Source organism: Brevibacillus jepli, from assembly GCF_047229145.1.
Classification (GTDB): domain Bacteria; phylum Bacillota; class Bacilli; order Brevibacillales; family Brevibacillaceae; genus Brevibacillus.
On the sequence record NZ_JBFEFW010000037.1, the window covers coordinates 1 to 20376 of the forward strand.

18 protein-coding genes and 2 pseudogenes are annotated in these 20376 nt (G+C 42.1%); 17 read left to right on the top strand and 3 right to left on the bottom strand.

Annotated features, from left to right (window positions below; translation table 11 throughout):
• From AB1L17_RS27375 to AB1L17_RS27425, 11 genes are all read left to right on the top strand, one after another.
• On the top strand, positions 1 to 639 hold a 639-nt coding region (locus AB1L17_RS27375; RefSeq protein ID WP_412848893.1), incomplete at its 5' end, for a TraM recognition domain-containing protein.
• Between the two features lie 140 nt (positions 640 to 779).
• Positions 780 to 959, top strand: coding sequence for a hypothetical protein (locus AB1L17_RS27380; RefSeq protein ID WP_412848119.1), 180 nt, complete (start codon positions 780 to 782; stop codon positions 957 to 959).
• Positions 960 to 1128: 169 nt separating this feature from the next.
• Positions 1129 to 2424, top strand: a complete 1296-nt coding sequence (locus AB1L17_RS27385; RefSeq protein WP_007780180.1) for an IS110 family RNA-guided transposase — start codon at positions 1129 to 1131, stop codon at positions 2422 to 2424.
• 403 nt (positions 2425 to 2827) lie between these two features.
• On the top strand, positions 2828 to 3037 hold the full coding sequence (locus tag AB1L17_RS27390) for a hypothetical protein (RefSeq protein WP_412848120.1): 210 nt from the start codon (positions 2828 to 2830) through the stop codon (positions 3035 to 3037).
• Between the two features lie 109 nt (positions 3038 to 3146).
• A complete protein-coding gene (locus AB1L17_RS27395; RefSeq protein ID WP_411504818.1) occupies positions 3147 to 3410 on the top strand; it encodes a hypothetical protein in 264 nt (87 codons plus the stop codon).
• A gap of 127 nt (positions 3411 to 3537) precedes the next feature.
• Positions 3538 to 3756: a hypothetical protein gene (locus AB1L17_RS27400; RefSeq protein ID WP_411504817.1), complete on the top strand. Its 219-nt coding sequence runs from the start codon at positions 3538 to 3540 to the stop codon at positions 3754 to 3756.
• A 142-nt stretch (positions 3757 to 3898) separates the two neighbouring features.
• Positions 3899 to 4480: a YdhK family protein gene (locus AB1L17_RS27405; protein WP_411504816.1), complete on the top strand. Its 582-nt coding sequence runs from the start codon at positions 3899 to 3901 to the stop codon at positions 4478 to 4480.
• Between the two features lie 862 nt (positions 4481 to 5342).
• The gene (locus AB1L17_RS27410; RefSeq protein ID WP_411504815.1) at positions 5343 to 5834 is read left to right on the top strand and encodes a hypothetical protein; all 492 of its coding nucleotides are present in this window, start codon (positions 5343 to 5345) and stop codon (positions 5832 to 5834) included.
• Positions 5835 to 5845: 11 nt separating this feature from the next.
• Positions 5846 to 6079 (top strand): hypothetical protein, encoded by a 234-nt coding sequence (locus AB1L17_RS27415; protein ID WP_411504814.1) that lies wholly within the window; start codon positions 5846 to 5848, stop codon positions 6077 to 6079.
• Between the two features lie 325 nt (positions 6080 to 6404).
• Positions 6405 to 7199: a YwmB family TATA-box binding protein gene (locus tag AB1L17_RS27420; RefSeq protein WP_411504813.1), complete on the top strand. Its 795-nt coding sequence runs from the start codon at positions 6405 to 6407 to the stop codon at positions 7197 to 7199.
• A 566-nt stretch (positions 7200 to 7765) separates the two neighbouring features.
• Positions 7766 to 8479 (top strand): SMP-30/gluconolactonase/LRE family protein, encoded by a 714-nt coding sequence (locus AB1L17_RS27425; protein WP_411504812.1) that lies wholly within the window; start codon positions 7766 to 7768, stop codon positions 8477 to 8479.
• A gap of 20 nt (positions 8480 to 8499) precedes the next feature.
• On the opposite strand, the gene AB1L17_RS27430 is transcribed toward AB1L17_RS27425, so the two are convergent.
• Positions 8500 to 11448, bottom strand: a complete 2949-nt coding sequence (locus AB1L17_RS27430; protein ID WP_411504811.1) for a Tn3 family transposase — start codon at positions 11446 to 11448, stop codon at positions 8500 to 8502.
• A complete protein-coding gene (locus AB1L17_RS27435) occupies positions 11421 to 12065 on the bottom strand; it encodes a recombinase family protein (protein ID WP_411504810.1) in 645 nt (214 codons plus the stop codon). Before AB1L17_RS27435 ends, AB1L17_RS27430 begins: the two co-directional genes overlap by 28 nt.
• 423 nt (positions 12066 to 12488) lie before the next feature.
• Between AB1L17_RS27435 and AB1L17_RS27440 the strand changes: the two genes are divergently transcribed.
• The 6 genes and pseudogenes from AB1L17_RS27440 (at position 12489) to AB1L17_RS27465 (ending at position 18312) form a co-directional block, all read left to right on the top strand.
• Positions 12489 to 13127 (top strand): cadmium resistance transporter, encoded by a 639-nt coding sequence (locus AB1L17_RS27440; RefSeq protein ID WP_411504809.1) that lies wholly within the window; start codon positions 12489 to 12491, stop codon positions 13125 to 13127.
• Positions 13128 to 13134: 7 nt separating this feature from the next.
• A pseudogene (locus AB1L17_RS27445) lies at positions 13135 to 13284 on the top strand (dihydrolipoyl dehydrogenase); the annotation flags it as partial.
• A 79-nt stretch (positions 13285 to 13363) separates the two neighbouring features.
• Complete coding sequence (locus tag AB1L17_RS27450) at positions 13364 to 13732, top strand: ArsR/SmtB family transcription factor (protein ID WP_411504808.1); 369 nt, start codon at positions 13364 to 13366, stop codon at positions 13730 to 13732.
• Positions 13725 to 16115: a heavy metal translocating P-type ATPase gene (locus AB1L17_RS27455; protein WP_411504807.1), complete on the top strand. Its 2391-nt coding sequence runs from the start codon at positions 13725 to 13727 to the stop codon at positions 16113 to 16115. The genes AB1L17_RS27450 and AB1L17_RS27455 overlap by 8 nt, the downstream gene beginning before the upstream one ends.
• A 229-nt stretch (positions 16116 to 16344) precedes the next feature.
• Positions 16345 to 17706: a cytochrome P450 gene (locus AB1L17_RS27460; RefSeq protein ID WP_411504806.1), complete on the top strand. Its 1362-nt coding sequence runs from the start codon at positions 16345 to 16347 to the stop codon at positions 17704 to 17706.
• A gap of 33 nt (positions 17707 to 17739) precedes the next feature.
• A complete protein-coding gene (locus AB1L17_RS27465) occupies positions 17740 to 18312 on the top strand; it encodes a TetR/AcrR family transcriptional regulator (protein WP_412848121.1) in 573 nt (190 codons plus the stop codon).
• A 44-nt stretch (positions 18313 to 18356) separates the two neighbouring features.
• Here AB1L17_RS27465 and AB1L17_RS27470 read toward each other — a convergent pair.
• Positions 18357 to 20335 (bottom strand): annotated as a pseudogene (locus AB1L17_RS27470) (electron transport protein).
• Between the last annotated feature and the right edge of the window lie 41 nt (positions 20336 to 20376).

Genomic DNA, 20376 nt, shown 5'->3' on the forward strand with positions numbered 1-20376 from the left:
CGCCGACTATTGACGTTGGGGCGGAAATATCGAAACGCGTGTACAATCGCCATCCAAAATATTTCCCAGCTGAAGGTAGACGGATATCCCGGCTTGGAGGATACCATTATGACCAACTGCCGGAACAAATTGATTTTCGCCTGCGAACACGAAGCGGATGCAAAGAAGTTTAGCGCGTTATTCGGGACAGAAAAACGCGTCAACCAGACGAAAATGTACGACACCCATATGGGAATAAAAGCATTCACGGCGGACAAAGTTACGCAGACGGAAAAGGAAGTACCGCGGTTTACCCCGACACAGCTCATGGAATTGCCGGCCTATCACTTTGTCGCCAGGCTTGTGAAGAACGGGCAATTACAGGTACCCAAACTCGTAAAGGGGGAACTGGTTCGAATACCGGAGGGGAAGGAAGATAAACGGAGACCATTCGCGTGGTTAGAAACAGTGAAGAGAAAACGGAATGAGGAGATGAATTCGACAGGTGCTACGTGCAAATCAGAGGAGGAAGCAGCAATTTCACATGAGGGGGGTGATCAGTCGAGAAAAAAGATCACAATAGTGTTTCCGGAAGAGCCCAATCTTTTGGGAGAAGAGAAATGGTTTACGTTACGAAAAGCCAAACGGAAATCGGGTTAAAGAAGTGGGGTGTCCATAGGGTGAAAGGGCGATTTTGGACCCTGGTTGTGGCAGGAATCACGATAGGATTGGGTTTAACCATTTGGGAAGCGTTCTCCTAGCGGGGGCTTCCAGCATATTTGGTAAAGGTGGAGTATGACATGGCAAGACAAGCGGCTGTCAACAAGCAACGGATGGTGGCAACCAAGAAGCCAACAACCCGGAAGCAGAGATCAACAAAAGTCAGCGAGGAGGTTCCGTTCGTTCCATTTCTCCGAGTGGACATAAAAACGGGAGCATTCATTCTGGACGAGCGAGAAGAAAGATATTGGAAGATATGATCTATAGCTACTCTCCCATAAGGAAGAGGGCTATTTTTATTTTCTCAAATTCAAAAGAGGAGCCATTCCTGTAATGAATGAATTTGGGGTTTGAATGAAAAAAGCACCTTCTGTAAACTGGGAAACGTTCCACCCAAAGAACAATTACCCGTACAGGAGGTACTCCACTATGAAGTATAAGCAATCGAAAAAGCAGAATCAACGGATTCAACAAATTACCGAATTAACCCTTGTTGTCGGTGCAGATATTGCGAAGAAAACGCATGTTGCCAGAGCTGTCGATTTCCGCGGAATCGAGCTTGGCAAGGACTGCGTGTTCAGCAATGACCATTCTGGCCTGACGAAACTCGTTTCGTGGATGAAGGAGCTTCAGCGGCAATACGCCAAGACGGACATTACCTTGGGCATCGAGCCAACCGGACACTACTGGTTTCCACTGGCCGAATTTCTGCATCGGGAGAACGTCAAAGTCGTTATCGTGAATCCGCATCACGTCAATAAAAGCAAAGAATTGGAAGACAATTCACCGACGAAGAATGATTACAAGGATGCTAGACTCATTGCCGATTTAGTCCGCAATGGCAAGTACAGTGAGCCTCAATTGCCCACGAGCGTTTATGCCGACCTTCGCATTCTCATGAACCTTCGTGAGAAGGTGATGGTGAACTTCGGGCAAGTCCAGCGACGTATCCAGAACTGGCTTGATCGCTTCTTTCCGGAGTACAGTCGTGTGTTTAAGGATTGGGAAGGAAAGGCTTCGCTTATCACGCTTAGCGAATTTCCGACGCCGCAGGAGATTGTATCACTTGGTGCTGACGCAATCGTCCGTCGATGGAAGGAAGACGTGAAGCGAGCGATTGGCTCCAAGCGGGCAGCGCAACTCCTTCAGGCTGCCGCAAACTCGATTGGGCTTACCGAAGGGCTGACGGCGGCGAAGATCGAGCTTAGGGCCTTACTGGAACAATATGAGCTATTCTCCAGACAGCTTGAAGAAATCATGGTACAAGTGGAGGAGTTGCTTGCACAAATTCCAGGTACAAAAGAGATGCTGACAATACCAGGAATCGGGGTTGTTACGCTGGCGGGCTTCTTGGCTGAAGTTGGCGATCTTAGCGGTTACGACCATGGGCAGCAGATTATCCGACTTGCTGGATTTAATCTCAAAGAGAACAGCTCCGGCAAAAAGAAGGGCAAGTCCACGATTACCAAGCGTGGACGATCCCGACTAAGAGCCTTGCTATTTCGGGCGATGATGCCAATGGTCGCCAAAAACGCTGAATTCAAGGCCTTGCATCATTACTTTACGAAGCGAAGTCACAATCCGCTTAAGAAGAAGCAGTCCATCGTGGCGCTCTGCGGGAAGCTCATCCGTGTACTTTATACATTAGGCACGAAGTGCATCCCCTACAATGCGTCCGACGTTTTAGGACCTGTGCGCCAGTCCCAATTACAGATGGCAGCTTAATTCAAACCATTTTTCCGTTTCTCACTAGAGCTTGGAAATAAACCAACAACAGAAGCACGGAGCAGCCGCAGGATCTATTCCGTAAGGGCAACGACCCAGTAAAGGAGCAAGAAGCGGCGTCCACCTCTTGAGAGGCAGAACGAAGGAATGTAAGGGCGAAGACCCAGCGTGACATGGGAGGGTAAGCCGTCAGGGGAATGGAGTGGATATCCAAATGTGCGGTCATACGATTCACCCACAGATTGGAAAAAGGATTCGAATCTCTATTCCCGCCACCGGCTCATTCAGAAAAATATTCCATAATTACATGATTCGCCCACTTCTCTGGAATGTTGATGGCTGAAAATCTAAGAACGAGTGAGTAAACGCGAGAAAACATTAATTTATAGTGGGAGGAAGACAAATGAGATGGGGTGACTGGCTAATTGTAGCGTTATTGATTGTCACCGGCCTATCTTGTTTGACTATGTCTGCTACGTGGATGATGGACCACGATTCGATGTCCGTTTATCTTCATAACTTCTTAAAGATATGTCTGTGGACGGGTGTACCAGCGTTGATTGTAGCCGTGATATATAAATTTCTGAAAATCAGACAAAAAAAAGACGACTAGAATTTCCTTAACTTCAAAGTTTCTTCAAAGATTCCTCAAGGATTGAACACAACCATTTTCTATACTAATCGTGTAGCAACTAATTAGTATGAAACAGGAGGAATTACTCATGAAAAGAAGCACAAAGTTGATTGCTGGTTTGTCTACACTGGCACTTTTAATAGTTGGTCAGGTCTCTTATGCAGCCGAGACCACTCAGGATAACCCACCAATGATGGATGGCATGTCTAACATGATGAAGATGATGGAAAATCCAGCTATGATGAAAATGATGAATGAAATGAACTCCCCTGAAGGACAAGCAATGATGAAAAACTGTAGCAAATTTATGGAGTCCAATAACCCGCAAGATGAAAATCAATCATCTAATTAATGCATTGTTATACGACCAGTACTAAATAGGAAGTACTGGTCCTTCTTTTATCATGGATTTCACCAAATTTTCATGACAATTCCAGCTTTATACTATGGTTATAGATTAAAGGAGGAAAAAGGGAACGATGACTTGGTTACAGATCGTAGCGTTACTTGCTTGTCCGCTAATGATGTTACTTTGCATGAAGGGAATGTTCTCCAAGAAGGGCTGCCATACAGCACATGGAAAACAAGAGATCGTTTCGGATGATATTCAGCAACTTAAAAATAAAGTAACGGAGCTTTCGGAACAAAATCGAAATTTGATCAATGAAATACAGTCAATCAAGCACGATAAGGTCTGATCTCAATTATCATTCTTTTGCCAACTTCGAAATAATGGGGTTGGTTTTTTTATTGCAATAAATACCCAATATTTGTTATGAATAAATACCCCCAGAAGGTATAATGCTAATTAATAACCAAAAATTGAGGTGAGTTTCTCAGGTGAAAAAACAGTTAGCTATTCTTAGTGTCGCTTCAATTATGATTGTAAGCGGATGCGGAAATAATGCAGCTCCAAATAATCAACCTAATCAAAACCAGGAAACAGTTGATCAAGGAATGAATCACGGGAATATGGATCATGCGAACATGGATCATTCCAGTTCAGGAGCTATTCCAAATGGGTTAAAAGAGGCAAGCAATCCAACATACAAAGTTGGAAGTCAAGTTATTATGAAAACTGACCATATGGAAGGCATGAACGGTGCTACAGCAACAATTGTAGGTGCTTATGATACCACAGCCTATGCTATCTCATATACTCCTACAACAGGCGGACCTAGAGTAACAAATCATAAATGGATCATTCATGAAGAGATTAAAGATGCAGGCGCAGAGCCATATAAACCAGGAGCGGAAGTTATAGTCCAGGCTGAACATATGAAAGGAATGAATGGTGTAACGGCTACGATTGATTCAGCACAACCTACTACGGTTTATATGGTTGATTATATGCCAACCACCGGTGGGGAAATGGTAAAAAATCACAAATGGGTCACAGAAAGCGAGCTATCAACGAAATGAGCTGCCAATAGGGCAGCTATTTTTTTCTCAGTATTATTTAAAGGCTGGTTCAGAAATAGTTTGGGTGTATCCGCAGTTCAATTGGAAGCAACGAAGGGAAGGGCTAAAGTAGTTCGTCAATCTGCTAAAACAAGTACGGAAGGAAATTCTAATGACCGGGGAAGCACACGTAATTACAAAATTTAATTATCCAGGTTAAGAGAATAAGAATAAAACGACAATAAGGAGGTATTCACAACGATCCTATAAGTTCGCCCGATATTATGTAAACTACAGGATGCATTATTCATTTCAGTTCATAAAAGGGCCATTTCATGTTCTGAATTATAATGTCTAAGCCTACATCATCTCTGATGCAGGCTTGTGCCTTTTTCACTATTAGACAAAAATCCGGACGGCTTAATATGAACATATGTAACCCCAATACTGTTAGCATTGGGATGAATAAGACAGGTAATTGGTTTACTGCCCGTTGCGATTGGGAAAAAAACTAATGTATAAAATTATTAATATTGTACAAACTGATAATAAATACGAAATTTGCAGATGTCTTTCCTATGAACCTACGGCTGGTTAAGCCATACTCAATTTGTTAGGACATTTGATTTCGATTTCGTTCGTAACCCGTAATTCGTTAATGGATTATGGGTTTATTTATGTCTTTAACGAAATGGCAGCAATTCGATGGAATACCAGGATTAAAGATCAGCCTTACAAAGCAGGTGAGAGAACAAATAAATTAGGCGAAGAACATTCCTAGTAAGAATGTAGCTCGAAATAATTCTGAAATTAATGGTGACGCGACTCCTGTGCATTTCTTTGGTATAATGAGTATATAAAAAATGTCTAAAGGGAAAAAAGTATGTTAACTGATTGTCATTCCGGCAAAAAGGTCCCTGTCTTATTTCAAAAATTATCTTCAATGGACATCAGTCGATATAAAATAACAAAATCGAACGGTTGGTTGTTTAACTGGCGAGATCCAATTCGAGAAGGTTATGAATTACATGGACTTTTTGCACAAAATGATTTAGACAAAGTTCAGGGAGTTATCGCCTTAAAACCAAATTTCGATCCAGCATATCAGTTAGTTCACGTACAATTAGTAGAAGCTGCTCCGCATAATAAATCAAACTATCCTTCAAGAGGTTATTCTGGTGTTGGACTCCATTTGATTGCTTATGCATGTTATTTAAGTTTTACTTATGAATTAGACGGTTATGTGTATCTTAAATCTAAGTCCAGCATGCTTCCTTATTACGAAAAGATAGGTGCAATTGTACTTCACGGAACGGAAGTTTATTTCAATACCCAGGCTGCTTTAAAGTTAGTACAAACTTATATAAGATTATAGGGGGTGTAAGTATGGCCCACCAAAAACAAGTTATCGTAAAGTCTACAAGTCGAGGATTAAGTGCAACATTCATTAGTACAAGTGAGTATTTCGAGAGAGGTTCTTCAGATGGTGTTTATGCTATCCCAACTGACACAGGAATAAAATACAATGTCAGAGCGATAGATAAATATTGTGCAGAACACAATCTTAAGCCTTCAGAACTGACGAAGGAGCAATTGAAGCAATTCCGAATTAAATCATAAGTATAGAATTAAACCTAGTGTGAGAGCACTGGGTTTTTGTGTGTAGGAGATTGTTTCAAAACCTCGCTGGAGCTGCGATGGCTTTCAGTTCCGTATCTGTGGTCTTGAATACGTTGTTTTTACGACGCTGGAGACCACAACGTGTCTAAGTTGAATATCTAGCCCTAAGAGCTACTCTGTATACAGGGTAGCTTTTTGTGCTTTTTTGCCTAAATGCTACGTAGACTTGTCGAAAAATGGTTGTATAAACAGGTTCGTGGTTCTTTGTTGGTAAGAATAACTGTTGATTAATAGGGCCATACTGGTATGGAGGGAGGGGTTTAATATGGGGATTAAGTACAAAGGAAATGTAAAAAAGTTGTTTATCATAATATTTGGGCTAATCTTTCTTTCCGGAATGTTTGTTGCTGTCAAAACAGTACATGGAGTTGAGGAAGGAGGATTAAAGGACGCCCGTTTTTTGTACCAATTATTCACCGGTTCCCAAGTCAAAGTGGAGAAAATGGCTTTGCAGCACAGCAATTTTTTAAAGGGAAACCAAAGTCTCGCCAATGTCCTCTCCATGAAGGGAAAATTGGAGAAAACCTTTTCTCTTTCGTTGCAAGAACTCACTGATGCACAACAGAGAGAACATCTCATAAAATTTCAGGGACAAAAACAGCTCTCCGATGGTCAAATGCTTCGCCTCGTGTGGGGAGGGGAAAGAGAGAGGGTTACTTCGAACGAGATTATTTATAAAACATTCATTGTAGTTGAAATAATTGGACAAATGAAAGAAGAGCAACAATTAGAAATAAACTTCAAACAACTGTCTGAGTTGCTTAGATCCGCGGGTATTCAGCCAGTCATCAATGTTTCGTTAAAAGGGGTTTACCCTGCAAGAATGGATGTTACAACTCAAAAATCGTTCATCACCTCTCTCCTGAATAAGTTTAACGGGACTGTAGTGGAGGGAATTTGGGGAGAGTCATCTGTTAGTGTTACAGGATATTCTGGGAAACTTTCCAGATTTGTAGGTAGCAAGGGGAAAAAGGTGAATGTTCAAATTAATACCCATATGAGCAGTAATGGAGAAGAAACCATCGTATTTATTGGGTTTCCCATTGTGATTATGGATTGAATAGTTGTCATGTTAGAAAACATGCCGTTCATCTCAAACAAGTGAATTTTCTCGGAACGACCTCGACCAAGCAATAACCTAATCATTTCTCTGTTTAGCATGTAAACACCGTTTAAAATACCCCTGTTAGGAAAATGAAAGCCCAGAATCTCTGAAATATTAAAAAAATGAATGGAATAGAGTGAAGGATGAAGCCGAAAATGGAAAAATATAGTAAGTTACGATCGGTTCATACGCGCTTCAGGGGGCTAAAAGTTTGGGGTACAACCTATTCTGAATGAAGCAGGTTGTACTCCTTGTTCATTATCTTTCAGATGACCATTTTAAAGAGAACCCACTACTCTTCATTTTTACCGTGAGTATGCTTCATTAGATAAAACAGATAGTGGCTCTGCTACAGTGTTGCGTCAATTTGAACGTATTTAATGTTGAGTAATTTAGAAAATTGAAGTTTTAATAGGAAAAAATTAGGGTACTTATATCAAGCAGGGAGTGCAGAGGAAGTTCGGTTAAACAGAATGAACCTTTATACCGCAATATTACTTACACAATGAGGAGAATGTTATTTGAAAAAGGTACTTCTTATGATGCTAGGTATAACAATCCTGATAGGAACTATACCCGTTCAAGCAGCACAACCAGGTTCAAAAGTGCCGGTGCAAAAAATGAGCCCTTGTTACTCGGGAAATGCATCATGGGAGCTTATTTTAGATGATCCGGATCATGCTGTTTTACAAAAGTCAATTGCTGTTGCATCTGACGGTAGGTTTTATTTTGGCACAAGCGGGAGAAAAACAAACGAGTGGGAACCAAGTGCACAGGGTAAAGTATATTCCATTTCTCCTGAGGGAAAAAAGAATTGGTCCCTAACCATTGATTCCCCAGTAGACGGCAAAATTTTTGTTGCGAATGACGGCACGTTATACTTTACGACTTATAGTAAAATCACACAAAAAAATACTCCAACAGGAACAGAAATGACGGTAGTTAGAAAACCGGATATTTATTCAATCGACCAAAATGGCAAAATTAATTGGAAAAAGGAAGCTGATTCAAACATTGCTCCCACCATATTACCGGATATAAACAGTCATATTTATTTCCTTGATCTTGATAACAAGCTATATACAACCGATTCGAATGGTAGTAGGGAAGCTGAAAACAAACTCGAAGAAACCATAGATGAGAACATTTCTTCACAAGGGGTACCGCCAGCAAAACGCAGATTTACAACGCTAAGGAATTATGAGTACAAAAATAGCCGGTTTTCACCACGCTAAGGGTGTAACCGGCTTTTATGCTATCCTTGGTTCAGCGGACGTAATGATTCTAAGGTGGTAACTCCTTTAGGATCAAAGCGATACTCACCAAGAAAGTTGATATGCTCCCATCCCAATGGAGACATATGTTTTAATAAGTCCTCTCGTAAAATTCCTTTACTCCGAAGTATATCCGTAGCTTTTCCTAGATAAACCGTATTCCAGACGCTAATTGCATTGATTAGAATGTTTAAAGCGCTCGCACGCTGCAACTGATCTTGCAAAGCACGCTCTCTCAGCTCTCCGTGTTTTCCAAAGAAAATGGCTCGTGCCAGGGCATTCATTGCTTCTCCTTTATTTAATCCGCGTTGGATACGGCGGCGCATCGATTCGCTTGAGATGTAGTCCATGATAAAAATCGTCTTTTCAATTCGCCCCATCTCTCGAAGTGCTTTGGCGACCTTGTTCTGGCGAGCATAGGAACCAAGCTTACCCATAATAAGTGCGCCAGACACTTTACCTTCCCGAATAGAATGAGCCAGACGTAAAACATCATCATAGTTTTCACGAATGACCTTCATATCAATTTGACCGCGGAGAAGATTCTCCAGTTTCGGGAATTCACTGGGTTTTCCGATCGCATAAAGTTTTGCGTCAGACAAATCGCGAAGACGTGGGGCAAATCGAAAACCAAGCAAATGAGTTAATCCAAAGACCTGATCTGTATAACCGGCTGTATCCGTATAATGTTCCTCAATTGATAAGTCCGATTCATGGTGCAATAGACCGTCAATGACATGTACAGCATCACGAGCGTTTGTATTGATAACTTTCGTATAGAACGATGAAAATTGATCACTGACGAATCGATAAATAGTAGCCCCTCTGCCTGATCCGTAATGTGGGTTAGGATCGGCACTGAGAGATGAAACGCCTACTTGCACACGCATTCCATCTGATGAAGATGTGCTTCCATCACCCCAATAGGACGCTAAAGAACGGCGATGATGAAAATTCACAAGTGTTGCTTGTGCTCTGTTCATTGCATCATCGTACATTCTCCACTGAGCAGCATTGGCCATTTGATGATATGAGATACCGGGCGTTGCATCAGCCATTTTTGTTAAGCCGATATTGGTACCCATAGCCATGAGCGATGCCAGAACAATCGATTTTTCTTCGGATTTAGGTTGACGATTGGTTGAAGCATGAATGAATTGCTCGTCAAACCCAGTCCAACTTGCTACTTCTAAAAGTAGGTCTGTCAGCTTTACCCGTGGCAACATGGCATAAAGAGCAGCGCTATATTGTTTCGCCTCTTCTGGAACATCTTTTTCAAGCCGATTAACATGTAGTCTACCTTTTTCAACGTTTACTCCTTCAAGCGCATCGATGTTGTCACCAATCCACTGTAATCGACGGAGGAGAGACGTAGTTCTTTCCTCTAAGTAGTCTTCTACATTGAGACTCACGGCTAATTTGGTACCGGTTGACTGAGTGGATTTCCATTCGTTTTTTGATACAAGATACTCGTCGAAGTCTTTATGCTGTCTACTTCCGACAATGGAAACATCTCCGGATCTCACATAGTTTCGTAATTCCGTAAGAGCTGCCATCTCATAGTAATGCCGGTTAATAGTCCCATCCTCATCAAACACATGCTTTTGCCATCGGTTCGATACGAAATCTAAAGGAGCATCTTCGGGTACTTTTCGTTTACCAGTATCGTTCATCTCTCGAATAGTATCGAGTGCTCTCATCAACGGTTCAGCTGACTTCGTTGAACGGAACTCCAATGCGCTTAAAAGGGTCGGAGTATATTTACGAAGATAATTAAAGCGACTTTCTAAAAGATCCAAATAGTCATAATCAAGTGGTCGCGATAGTTTCTTGGCTTCTTCTACAGATTCAACGAATTTTTCCCACGGCATGACCGTTTCAAGCATAACAAAAGGATCAATGCCCTCATCCCGTGCATTGATAAGAGCAGCTCCTAAGTCAGCATAATGGATTACTTTTTCATTTACGGCTTTACCGTTTTGTCTCTGGAGTTCCTCTTGTTGCTTCCGGCCTTTTGATTGCAAGGTTAAAATTTGCTTATCGTGGATTTCAAATGCCTGGTCAACCAAATCTTGACTAAGATCCAAAAGGTAAGCCACCATTACTGTATATCGCTTTGCTTCATGGAAGCGCCGAAAGGATTGCGGCTCGTATCGCGCACCCAAACGCGAGAGCTGCCTTAAACGATTGGGGTGGATCGCTTTCGTATCGATATTTAGCTGCAAACTTCGTATGTATTCCAAACGTTCGATAACCTTTAAAAAGGCTTCAGGGGAGAATTGTCCTGTTGTCTCTTTAAGCCAACCAAGAGTTGTTTTTCCGGTACCAATCACAGGTTCGATAAGCTTGTCTAGTTTCTGTTTTTGCGATGAGGTTAGAGCTTCATGGATTTGCCGATAAATCCGTTCTTCGGCACGATGCCGAGCTTCCCATACGACCCTCTCAATCGTCGTAATAGCTGGTAGAATTATTTTTGAACGACGAAGCTCGTCTAATGCCACACGAATTAAATGGACAGCATTCCCGTTTTCTAGTGCCTGCTGAAATAAAAACTTCAACAGCCTACGATAATTGTTCGTTGTAAACGTAGTAAAGCCATATTCGTCACGTATTTCTTTCAGATGATCCCATAGTGTATTCTCCCTTCGGGCATATAAGGAAAAAACTCCTGGCTCAATATCTAGTTGTTTAGCCAAGTATTCAAGCAAGAAGTCAGGTACCTCTTTTATATCAGTTATGCTCCATCCTGGGTAACGGAGTAATGCTAATTGGACAGCAAAACCTAACCGGTTGTAGTCTCGCCGGTGGCGATTAATTATATCCAAATCATGTTGTGAGAAAGTGTAGTAAGTAGCAAGTTCCCATTCACCATTGGGAGGGCTCATCCATTCTAATCGCTGGTCTATTGTAAGGAGCTCTTTTCCGCGCAAGCTACTCGCACCTTTCGTTGATTTTCATATTCCTTTACACGTCGGTAAAAAGTATTTGGCTTTAATTCAAGACGCTTCATTCCTTCCGTTGCGGTAATCAATCCAGATCTCCATTCATCATACACCTGAATAAACTCCGGTGTTATCTCGTACTTACGTCGTCCGAATCTCACTCCGTTATTTTTTGCCACCTCTATTCCCTCGGCCTGCCGTTGCTTATTTTTTTTACGTTCTTGCTCGGCCACATAAGAAAGCAAACTTAAAAATTGATCTTCCATTAGCTTTCCTAGATCGCCCATACTTCGAAATTTCCTACTATCAAATAAAGTCTCATTTTCTAGTACAACAATATCTGCATTTAGCTCTCTTGTAATATACTTCCATTCTCGAATGATCCCATCATAATCTCGACCTAATCGGTCTAGTGCATCAAGATATAGCAAATCCCCTTCGCGGATAATTAAACGCATCGCTTGATACTGTGGACGATTAAAATCCTTACCACTTTGCTTGTCAACGAAAATGTAACGCTCTTCAATACCAAGTTCACGCATTTTTTTAATCTGCCGTTCTGGATTTTGATCCTTGGCAGAAACGCGAGCGTACCCTAGTTTCAAAAAGGTCAACTCCTTTCTATTATCCATGTCAAAAAGTATATCAGTTAGTTGAAATGTTGCGAAATAAAAAAACATACTTTATGACATATAGAATACTACCTGTATTCTAACGTTTCATAAAGTATGCTTTTTGACAGTAGTCACAAAAGGGAACATCCAAATAGACGGTTCACAATTTCCAGAAATAACCTTCTTATTGCATATTCAAATAAGTGTTTGATTATTTTCAGAGTCTGCTTTATGATAATAATCAAACTACAGTTTGATTGATGTTTTTATCTTTGAAACATTATCCTGTTCAACAGAGTGAGGTGGTTATTATAAAAAATCAACTAAATCAATTATTTATTCAAATGTTTATTTGTCTATAAGAATAAGTAATAAATGCATAAACAAATACACAAAGGGATGGAGTAAATCATAATGTCGATCACATTGATTCTTACGGCTATTGCGACTTTCATTGTCACAAATATTGACGATATCTTTGTGCTCATGATCTTTTTTGCGCAGATCGAGAAAGCGCGTCACACACAAGTTGTTCTAGGCCAATACCTGGGATTCGGTCTATTGGTTATTCTGAGCTTGCTAGGCGCTTTCGGCTTTACATTTTTGCCGCCTGAGTGGTCTGGTTTTCTAGGTTTGATACCCATTTTTCTCGGTATACGAATGTTCCTTAAAAAGGAGGAAGAAGATGAGGCGCAAGAAGCACTTGAGAAATTAGGGGATCTAAAAAACCGTGCTTCGAACAACCGTTTTTTTGGGCCATTGACCGGAAAGGTCGCTGCGATTACCTTTGCCAACGGAGGTGATAACTTAGGGATTTATATCCCATATTTCACGGCCCAGGGGAACGCGTCACTTTTATATATCGCGATGGTTTTCCTTTTGATGGTCGCAGTATGGTGTTTCCTAGCTTATCGTCTGGCAAACTTCCCAGCCATCTTAAGAGTTCTGGAGAAATACGGTAATGTTATTGTTCCGCTGGTTTTCATCGCGTTAGGTATTTCGATCATGCTGCATGGTGATTCATTTGAATATCTAATGAGGCTGTTTAGGTAACGCGTTAGCATCTGATTTGATTCCCGAAATTGCTTTAGCGATCGAAATGGGAACGACAATGGAAGATATTGCGCTAACAATTCATGCTCATCCTACGCTTGGGGAGTTATCCGCTGAAGCTGCTGAAGTTGCCCTTGGCCATCCCATTCATATTTAATTGTATTTTGTCTTTGACAATCAAGTAAATCAGGAATAATATAATAATCAAATGAATATTAGAGTGAGGTGTTTTCAAAATGGAACGCGGAGATACATGCGATATCTTTTGTTATGACGAGGCAAAGGTCAATCGTGTCAGGGAACGACTAAGTAAAAATGATATTCATGATATGGCACAAATATTCAAGGTGCTAGCAGACCATACACGTCTCAAGGTTGCCTATGCACTGTGTGATGAGGACGAATTATGCGTTTGCGATGTGGCTAATATAATTGGTTCCACCATGGCTACTGCTTCCCATCATTTACGGCTGCTGCGGAACATGGGGATTGCCAGGTATCGCAAGGAAGGTAAACTTGTTTTTTATTCATTGGAAGATGAGCAACTCAAACAAATGATCAGTTTAGCCATAGAACATCAAAAGGAGGTTGTCGGAGTTGAGTAAAGTAGCAGAACCATTGGAGAGCAAAAACGTTTATCGCGTTGAAGGATTTACATGCGCCAATTGTGCAGGCAAATTTGAGAACAATGTTAAGCAACTTCCGGGAGTTCAAGATGCAAAAGTGAATTTTGGCGCTTCTAAAATTTCCGTTTACGGTGATGCGACGATTGAAGAACTTGAGAAAGCGGGTGCTTTTGAGAATCTTAAAGTCATCCCCGATAAACCTGTACGGGTAGCTAAACAGGAAGTAAAAGAAGACAAAAACGTATTCAACGTTGAGGGATTTACATGCGCGAATTGTGCAGGGAAGTTTGAGAATAATGTTAAGCAACTTCCGGGAGTTCGAGACGCAAAAGTCAATTTTGGCGCTTCTAAAATTGCCGTATATGGTCATGCAACAATTGAAGAACTTGAGAAAGCGGGGGCTTTTGAAAATCTGAAAGTGACCCCGGAAAAACCAGTACGGGAAGCGAAACAAGAGGTCAAAAAAGAAGTAAAAGATCCGTTTTATAAAAAGCACAGCACTTTACTACATGCAACATTATTACTGGTTTTCGGTTATCTTTCCCAGAATATAAATGGGGAAGAAAACCTCATCACTTCCTTGTTATTTGCAGCCTCCATTGTGATTGGAGGATTCTCACTCTTTAAAGTTGGTTTCCAGAATTTAATACGATTTGAATTCGACATGAAGACCCTCATGACAGTGGCTATTATAGGTGCTGCGATCATTGGGGAATGGGCAGAAGGTGCGATTGTTGTCATTCTCTTTGCGATCAGTGAAGCATTAGAACGATTCTCTATGGATAGAGCAAGACAATCCATTCGTTCATTAATGGATATTGCCCCAAAAGAAGCCCTGGTTAGACGGAATGGGCAAGAAATGATGATCCATGTGGATGACATTGCCGTTGGCGATATCATGATTGTAAAACCCGGTCAAAAGATTGCCATGGACGGTGTAGTTGTTAGTGGTTACTCTGCCGTTAATCAGGCAGCGATTACAGGTGAGTCAGTTCCAGTTGGCAAAACAATTGATGATGAGGTTTTTGCAGGAACTTTAAATGAGGAAGGCTTGCTTGAAGTCAAAGTAACGAAGCTGGTAGATGACACCACTATAGCAAAGATTATTCACCTTGTAGAGGAAGCACAGGGAGAACGAGCTCCATCACAAGCCTTTGTCGATAAGTTTGCAAAATATTACACACCGATCATTATGGTCATTGCAGGATTAGTTGCTGTTATTCCCCCACTGTTCTTTGATGGAAGTTGGGCAACGTGGGTTTATCAAGGTTTATCTGTTCTTGTTGTCGGTTGTCCTTGTGCACTGGTTATTTCCACTCCGATTTCCATTGTGTCAGCAATCGGAAATGCAGCAAAAAATGGCGTTCTTGTGAAAGGCGGTATTTACCTAGAAGAAATGGGTGCCTTAAAAGCCATCGCGTTTGATAAAACGGGTACCTTAACAAAAGGCGTACCAGTTGTAACTGATTTCAAGCTGTTGGAAGATACAGTGAATGAAAAAGAATTGTTGTCTATCATCACTGCATTGGAATATCGTTCCCAACATCCCCTTGCATCAGCCATCATGAAGAAAGCGGAACAGGAAAAAATATCGTATTCTGATGTAATGGTAGATGATTTTTCATCTATCACAGGTAAAGGAATTAAGGGAATTGTAAACGGAACAACGTATTATATTGGAAATCCAAAGCTCTTTAAAGAATTACCAACGGTTGATTTCAATAATGAACAAGAGCAACTGGTTAAGTTACTTCAAAACCAAGGTAAAACAGCTATGGTTGTTGGAACTGAAAAATGGATACTCGCGGTTATTGCGGTAGCCGATGAGGTCCGGGAATCCAGTAAGGAAATCATTCAAAAGTTACATCAACTTGGAGTCAAAAAAACCATTATGCTTACCGGCGATAACTTAGGTACCGCAAATGCCATCGGCGAACAAGTTGGAGTATCGGATGTTCAGGCAGAACTGTTGCCACAGGACAAATTAGACTTTATTAAACAGTTGAGATCCGAATACGGCAACGTAGGCATGGTTGGAGACGGTGTTAATGATGCCCCTGCATTAGCGGCTTCTACGGTTGGGATCGCAATGGGAGGAGCCGGTACAGATACAGCACTGGAAACGGCAGACGTTGCATTGATGGGAGACGATTTAAGAAAACTTCCATTCGCTATAAAATTAAGTCGAAAAGCTTTGAATATAATTAAGCAAAACATTACCTTTGCACTAGCCATTAAATTCATTGCGTTGCTGTTAGTCATCCCGGGTTGGTTAACGCTTTGGATTGCCATCCTTTCGGATATGGGGGCAACTCTTCTGGTAGCGTTAAATGGATTACGATTAATGCGAGTGAAAGAGTAAGAGGAAAATCGTAAACAGCACCTTTTCTCACGATGTTTACGATCAAGATCCACTGAAAACACTTCGTAAATTTCATCATGAACGTTAATGCAGCTAGGGGTCATGAACTCCTAGCTTTTGTTTTTGCATGCGCTCTTTTTTAATTTCCATATTATTCTTGACAAACGATGGCCAATAAAATAAATTTATGACTGACAGTCAGTCATAAATTTCAAGGAGAGTGGTAATTATGAGTAGTTATCCTGTTCCCCCGGGTCCCAAGGCTACACCATTAGTAGGAAACTTAGCAGAATTTGGACGTGATCCGCTTGGATTTGTATCGATGTGTGCCAAAGAATATGGTGATGTTGTAAAACTCAGGATTGAGAAAGATCGGGATACCTATTTGATCAACACCCCCAGTCACATTGAGTATGTGTTAGCGAATACAAACCGAATATTCTCGAAAGGATATCACCGGGATCCAGTCATGCGTCTTGTCCTCGGAAACGGGTTAATTACCAGTGAGGGCGAGTTCTGGATGAGACAGCGTCGGCTATCACAACCCGCGTTTCACCACAAGCGAATTGCTGGTTACGCTGACATTATGGTTGAATTTACCAGACGAATGATATCCAGTTGGAAAAATAATGAGGTCCGTAATAGTCATGAAGACATGATGCGTCTTACCATGGAAATCGTTTCTAAAACCTTGTTTCATGTTGACCTTCGTGAAGGGTCAGAAAGCATCAGTCATTCGATCGAAACGCTTATGCAGGAATATAACGTCCAGATGACCAGTGTGTTCAAACGAATTCTAAGTCTGCTGGGTCTTGGGAAATTGCCTACCCCCGGTGATACCCGCCTGCATTCAGCTGTTAAAAAGCTTGACTCGATCATCTATAACATTATCAGGGAAAGAAGAACGATTCCCGGGGATCGAGGAGATCTGCTCTCGATGTTGATAGAAGCACATGATGAGGATGACGGTACACGCATGACAGACAAACAACTTCGGGATGAAGTCATGTCACTGTTTTTGGCAGGCCATGAAACAACTGCCAATACATTGTCTTGGACATGGCACTTCCTTGCACAGCATCCTTACGTCGAACAAAAAGTAATTTCGGAAATTAAACAAGTTCTTGAAGGGAGGTTACCCACTTTTGATGATCTGCCTCGATTAAAATACGTTGAGCAGGTGATAAAAGAAGTTATGAGGCTTCGACCACCTGTTTGGTGGATCTCCCGGGAGGCTAATCAAGATTGTGAGATAGGTGGGTTCCACATTCCTGCTGGATCTGAAATAGGCATGAGCCAGTGGGTTATGCATCATGATCCTCAATATTTTGAGGATCCGTTGACATTTAAGCCAGAGCGGTGGGATGATAATGAAGAAAAGCATCTTCCCAAATACGCATATTTTCCGTTCGGCGGAGGACCTCGGGTATGTATTGGCAACCAGTTCGCCATGATGGAAGCTGTATTGCTTGTTACAACCATTGCACAAAGCTTCCAATTGGAACAGGTTAAGGATCACCCCGTGATTCTAGAGCCCTCCATTACGTTACGACCGAAAGATGGGATTCAAATGATGCTGCGTATGAGGTAATGTCAATGTTAAAGGAGTTTGGGCTTACACATAATGAAACATGATCGTCGCAAAGAAATACTGATAGCTGCACGAGAAGTTTTGGCTGAGAAGGGACTGGAGGCCACTAAAGTTTCTGAAATTGTAAAACGAGCAGGCGTGGCCCAGGGAACCTTTTATTTGTACTTTCCCTCCAAAAACTCCATGATCATTGCTCTCGCACAAGAAATGCTGGAAAGTGTTTTGGTCGCTGTCCGGAGGGAAACGGAGGGGCTTCAGACCTTTGAGGATGTGGTTTCAAAGGGGATTTCAGCCGCCTGCTATCAAATGGGGGAGTATCGTGATGTTTATGCGATCCTAAACAACGGTGGAGGAGTAGTAGAAGACCCATTAGAGTGGGAAAAGTTATTTGAACCATTATATAACTTGATTGAACACGTACTTTCTCAGTGGCAAAGCGTGGGATCAGTGGATTCGTTACTAAACCCGAGCTTGGCGGCAAGACTTATCGTGTCGATGGTGGAACAAGCGGTAGAAGACTGTTATATTTATCGTCGTGATATTTCGGTTGAAGACTATATAGCAGATGTCACTCATTTCGTAAAAAAAGCGCTGGGAACAAGGTAGACAAAAAAGACCGTTTGTGAGACGGTCTTTTTTTGTATTGTCAGTTATGGGGTAGACCTGCCGTCCAAAGAAAGCAGATATTCGATTAGCGCGTCCTGCTCTTCACGAGTAAATCCGGTTGAAGCATCAACCCAAAATTCGTGCCCAATACCTTTTGTATGTGTAAATTGAAGGTCCTTCGAAGCTTGATTGGCAATGATTACTTTTTTTCTCAACTGCTTATCTACCAATGCCCGTAGGCTGTTGGTTGGGTCTGATTCTACACCTCGGAGTAATGTGCCTCCCATTCCCACGTCACGGTTTACATTAGGTCCAATAGCGACTCCGCCATCGTGCAAATAAGGCGCTGACCAGTAAAGTCCGATCAAACTGGGGACTTTGTAGCCACCCGGGGATTTGCCGTGCGCGAATCCCAGATCAATCTGTTCCTTACTAAATGTTGAGTAGGAACTTGAATGGTACGGGAGCCTGGCGGTACCGGCACGGGCGTGTTTGGTGGATAGAAGACCGGGTCGACAAATATTTTTTTCGTTTTCTTTAACGCTTTCGCACGGGACGGGTCGGTTCTGATGACATTTTCTGAGATCACTCGATGATTCGTGTAGGCACTTCCCGCGTGACACGTTATACACCCTGCCCGCTGAAATACGTTTGTGCCCATTTCAACCGTTTCCTTCGATGGGGCTTTTTCTAGTCGTTGAGGTGGTACAAGCGTGTTTTGCCATGCAGCCATGCCGTTAACCTGTTCCGCCACACGATACCCTGGTGAACTAAGATACAACCCATCTGGAGCCATTACTGAAACGTTTGGAAACGTAGGTGGTTTTACCATCTCGTTAACACCGGGAACACCGGGTGTCGGGTCGACAGCAGCAAAAAACTGAGATGGTTTCATCCCGCGTTCGGGAGTAAAACGGTACTTTGGATTGGCTGCGTTTCGTAAAATCGTTCCCAAATACACTTCTTTGTCGATGCCGAACAGGGGACCGCTAATTTCTGACTGTGAGAGGGAATCTGAATTTTGGGCATGAACATTGTTGCTGAACACGCTTAACCCCTTAAATGGGCCTGCAGCTGCAAAACCGCTCCATCCATACGGGTGATCCCCCGATGTAAACGAATCTGGAATCTGACTTGGGTTACTTTTGAGATCGATAGTTGAATCAAAATTGCCAGGAGCCCATTTCAGGAAGGTTGAATCAACCGCATCTTCTAGTACCTTCGGATTAGGTAAAGGAGATTCTTTTCCCTTCGAATCTTTTACAGTCCCATCCAAATTGTTCAAATATTTCTTTAGATCGTCAATTTGGGCATGTGTAAAATACGCTGTGGAATTCGTTGCTAATGCCAAAAGCAAGCCTGCGTTTAAATCCGTATTTGGCACCCCCTCGACAACCATTTTCGTTTTCCGATCCACAGTTGCATGGCAGGCAGCGCAACTGATACCCACTTTGGGTCGTCCTTCTGCATAGCTCACGGGCATACCTAGTGGAGCATACGCTCCTTTTGGAACATCGAGCCCGGTGTCGATCTTTTCTCCTTTCTTAAAGTTTTTTCCGCCGACCGTAACGGTCTGTGCCAACTCCACACGAAGGTTAGTGGTACCCTCCCCCTTTAGTTCCATAATTGCTTTCGCAAAATTGGAGAGAGTGAGCGGACCATTTACAATTCCGAGAATGTCTGTTAGAAACACTTCGTTACCAAACGTTTCTTTGTAAAACGCTTCCCGTCCCAAAGTAAGGAGTTCGTTGGTCACTTCAATTGCACCGTTATCCGACGAGAGGAGTTTGCGGCCTTCGGATGTTTTCTTCAAGTCCTCAGCTTCTTCCCGTGACACAGATCGTCCCCACACATCAAACTGCTGCTGTTTGGTTGACAGCGTTTGTACCTTATCTGTTCCAATCGTCAGGATTTTACTCTGTGGGGGAACATAGCCGTATTCAAACGATCTGTTCAACAAACTCACAGCCCCGATGACTACGATGCCAATCCCCAAGATAAGCAACCATTTACCAGTTTTCAACGGTCATAATCTCCTTTTGTAGATGCAGATACTAACCCATG

Coding starts and splice junctions, on each gene's coding strand:
- AB1L17_RS27380 (WP_412848119.1), top strand. CDS start 780: ATGGCAAGACAAGCGGCTGTCAACAAGCAACGGATGGTGGCAACCAAG.
- AB1L17_RS27385 (WP_007780180.1), top strand. CDS start 1,129: ATGAAGTATAAGCAATCGAAAAAGCAGAATCAACGGATTCAACAAATT.
- AB1L17_RS27390 (WP_412848120.1), top strand. CDS start 2,828: ATGAGATGGGGTGACTGGCTAATTGTAGCGTTATTGATTGTCACCGGC.
- AB1L17_RS27395 (WP_411504818.1), top strand. CDS start 3,147: ATGAAAAGAAGCACAAAGTTGATTGCTGGTTTGTCTACACTGGCACTT.
- AB1L17_RS27400 (WP_411504817.1), top strand. CDS start 3,538: ATGACTTGGTTACAGATCGTAGCGTTACTTGCTTGTCCGCTAATGATG.
- AB1L17_RS27410 (WP_411504815.1), top strand. CDS start 5,343: ATGTTAACTGATTGTCATTCCGGCAAAAAGGTCCCTGTCTTATTTCAA.
- AB1L17_RS27415 (WP_411504814.1), top strand. CDS start 5,846: ATGGCCCACCAAAAACAAGTTATCGTAAAGTCTACAAGTCGAGGATTA.
- AB1L17_RS27420 (WP_411504813.1), top strand. CDS start 6,405: ATGGGGATTAAGTACAAAGGAAATGTAAAAAAGTTGTTTATCATAATA.
- AB1L17_RS27440 (WP_411504809.1), top strand. CDS start 12,489: ATGTCGATCACATTGATTCTTACGGCTATTGCGACTTTCATTGTCACA.
- AB1L17_RS27450 (WP_411504808.1), top strand. CDS start 13,364: ATGGAACGCGGAGATACATGCGATATCTTTTGTTATGACGAGGCAAAG.
- AB1L17_RS27460 (WP_411504806.1), top strand. CDS start 16,345: ATGAGTAGTTATCCTGTTCCCCCGGGTCCCAAGGCTACACCATTAGTA.
- AB1L17_RS27465 (WP_412848121.1), top strand. CDS start 17,740: ATGAAACATGATCGTCGCAAAGAAATACTGATAGCTGCACGAGAAGTT.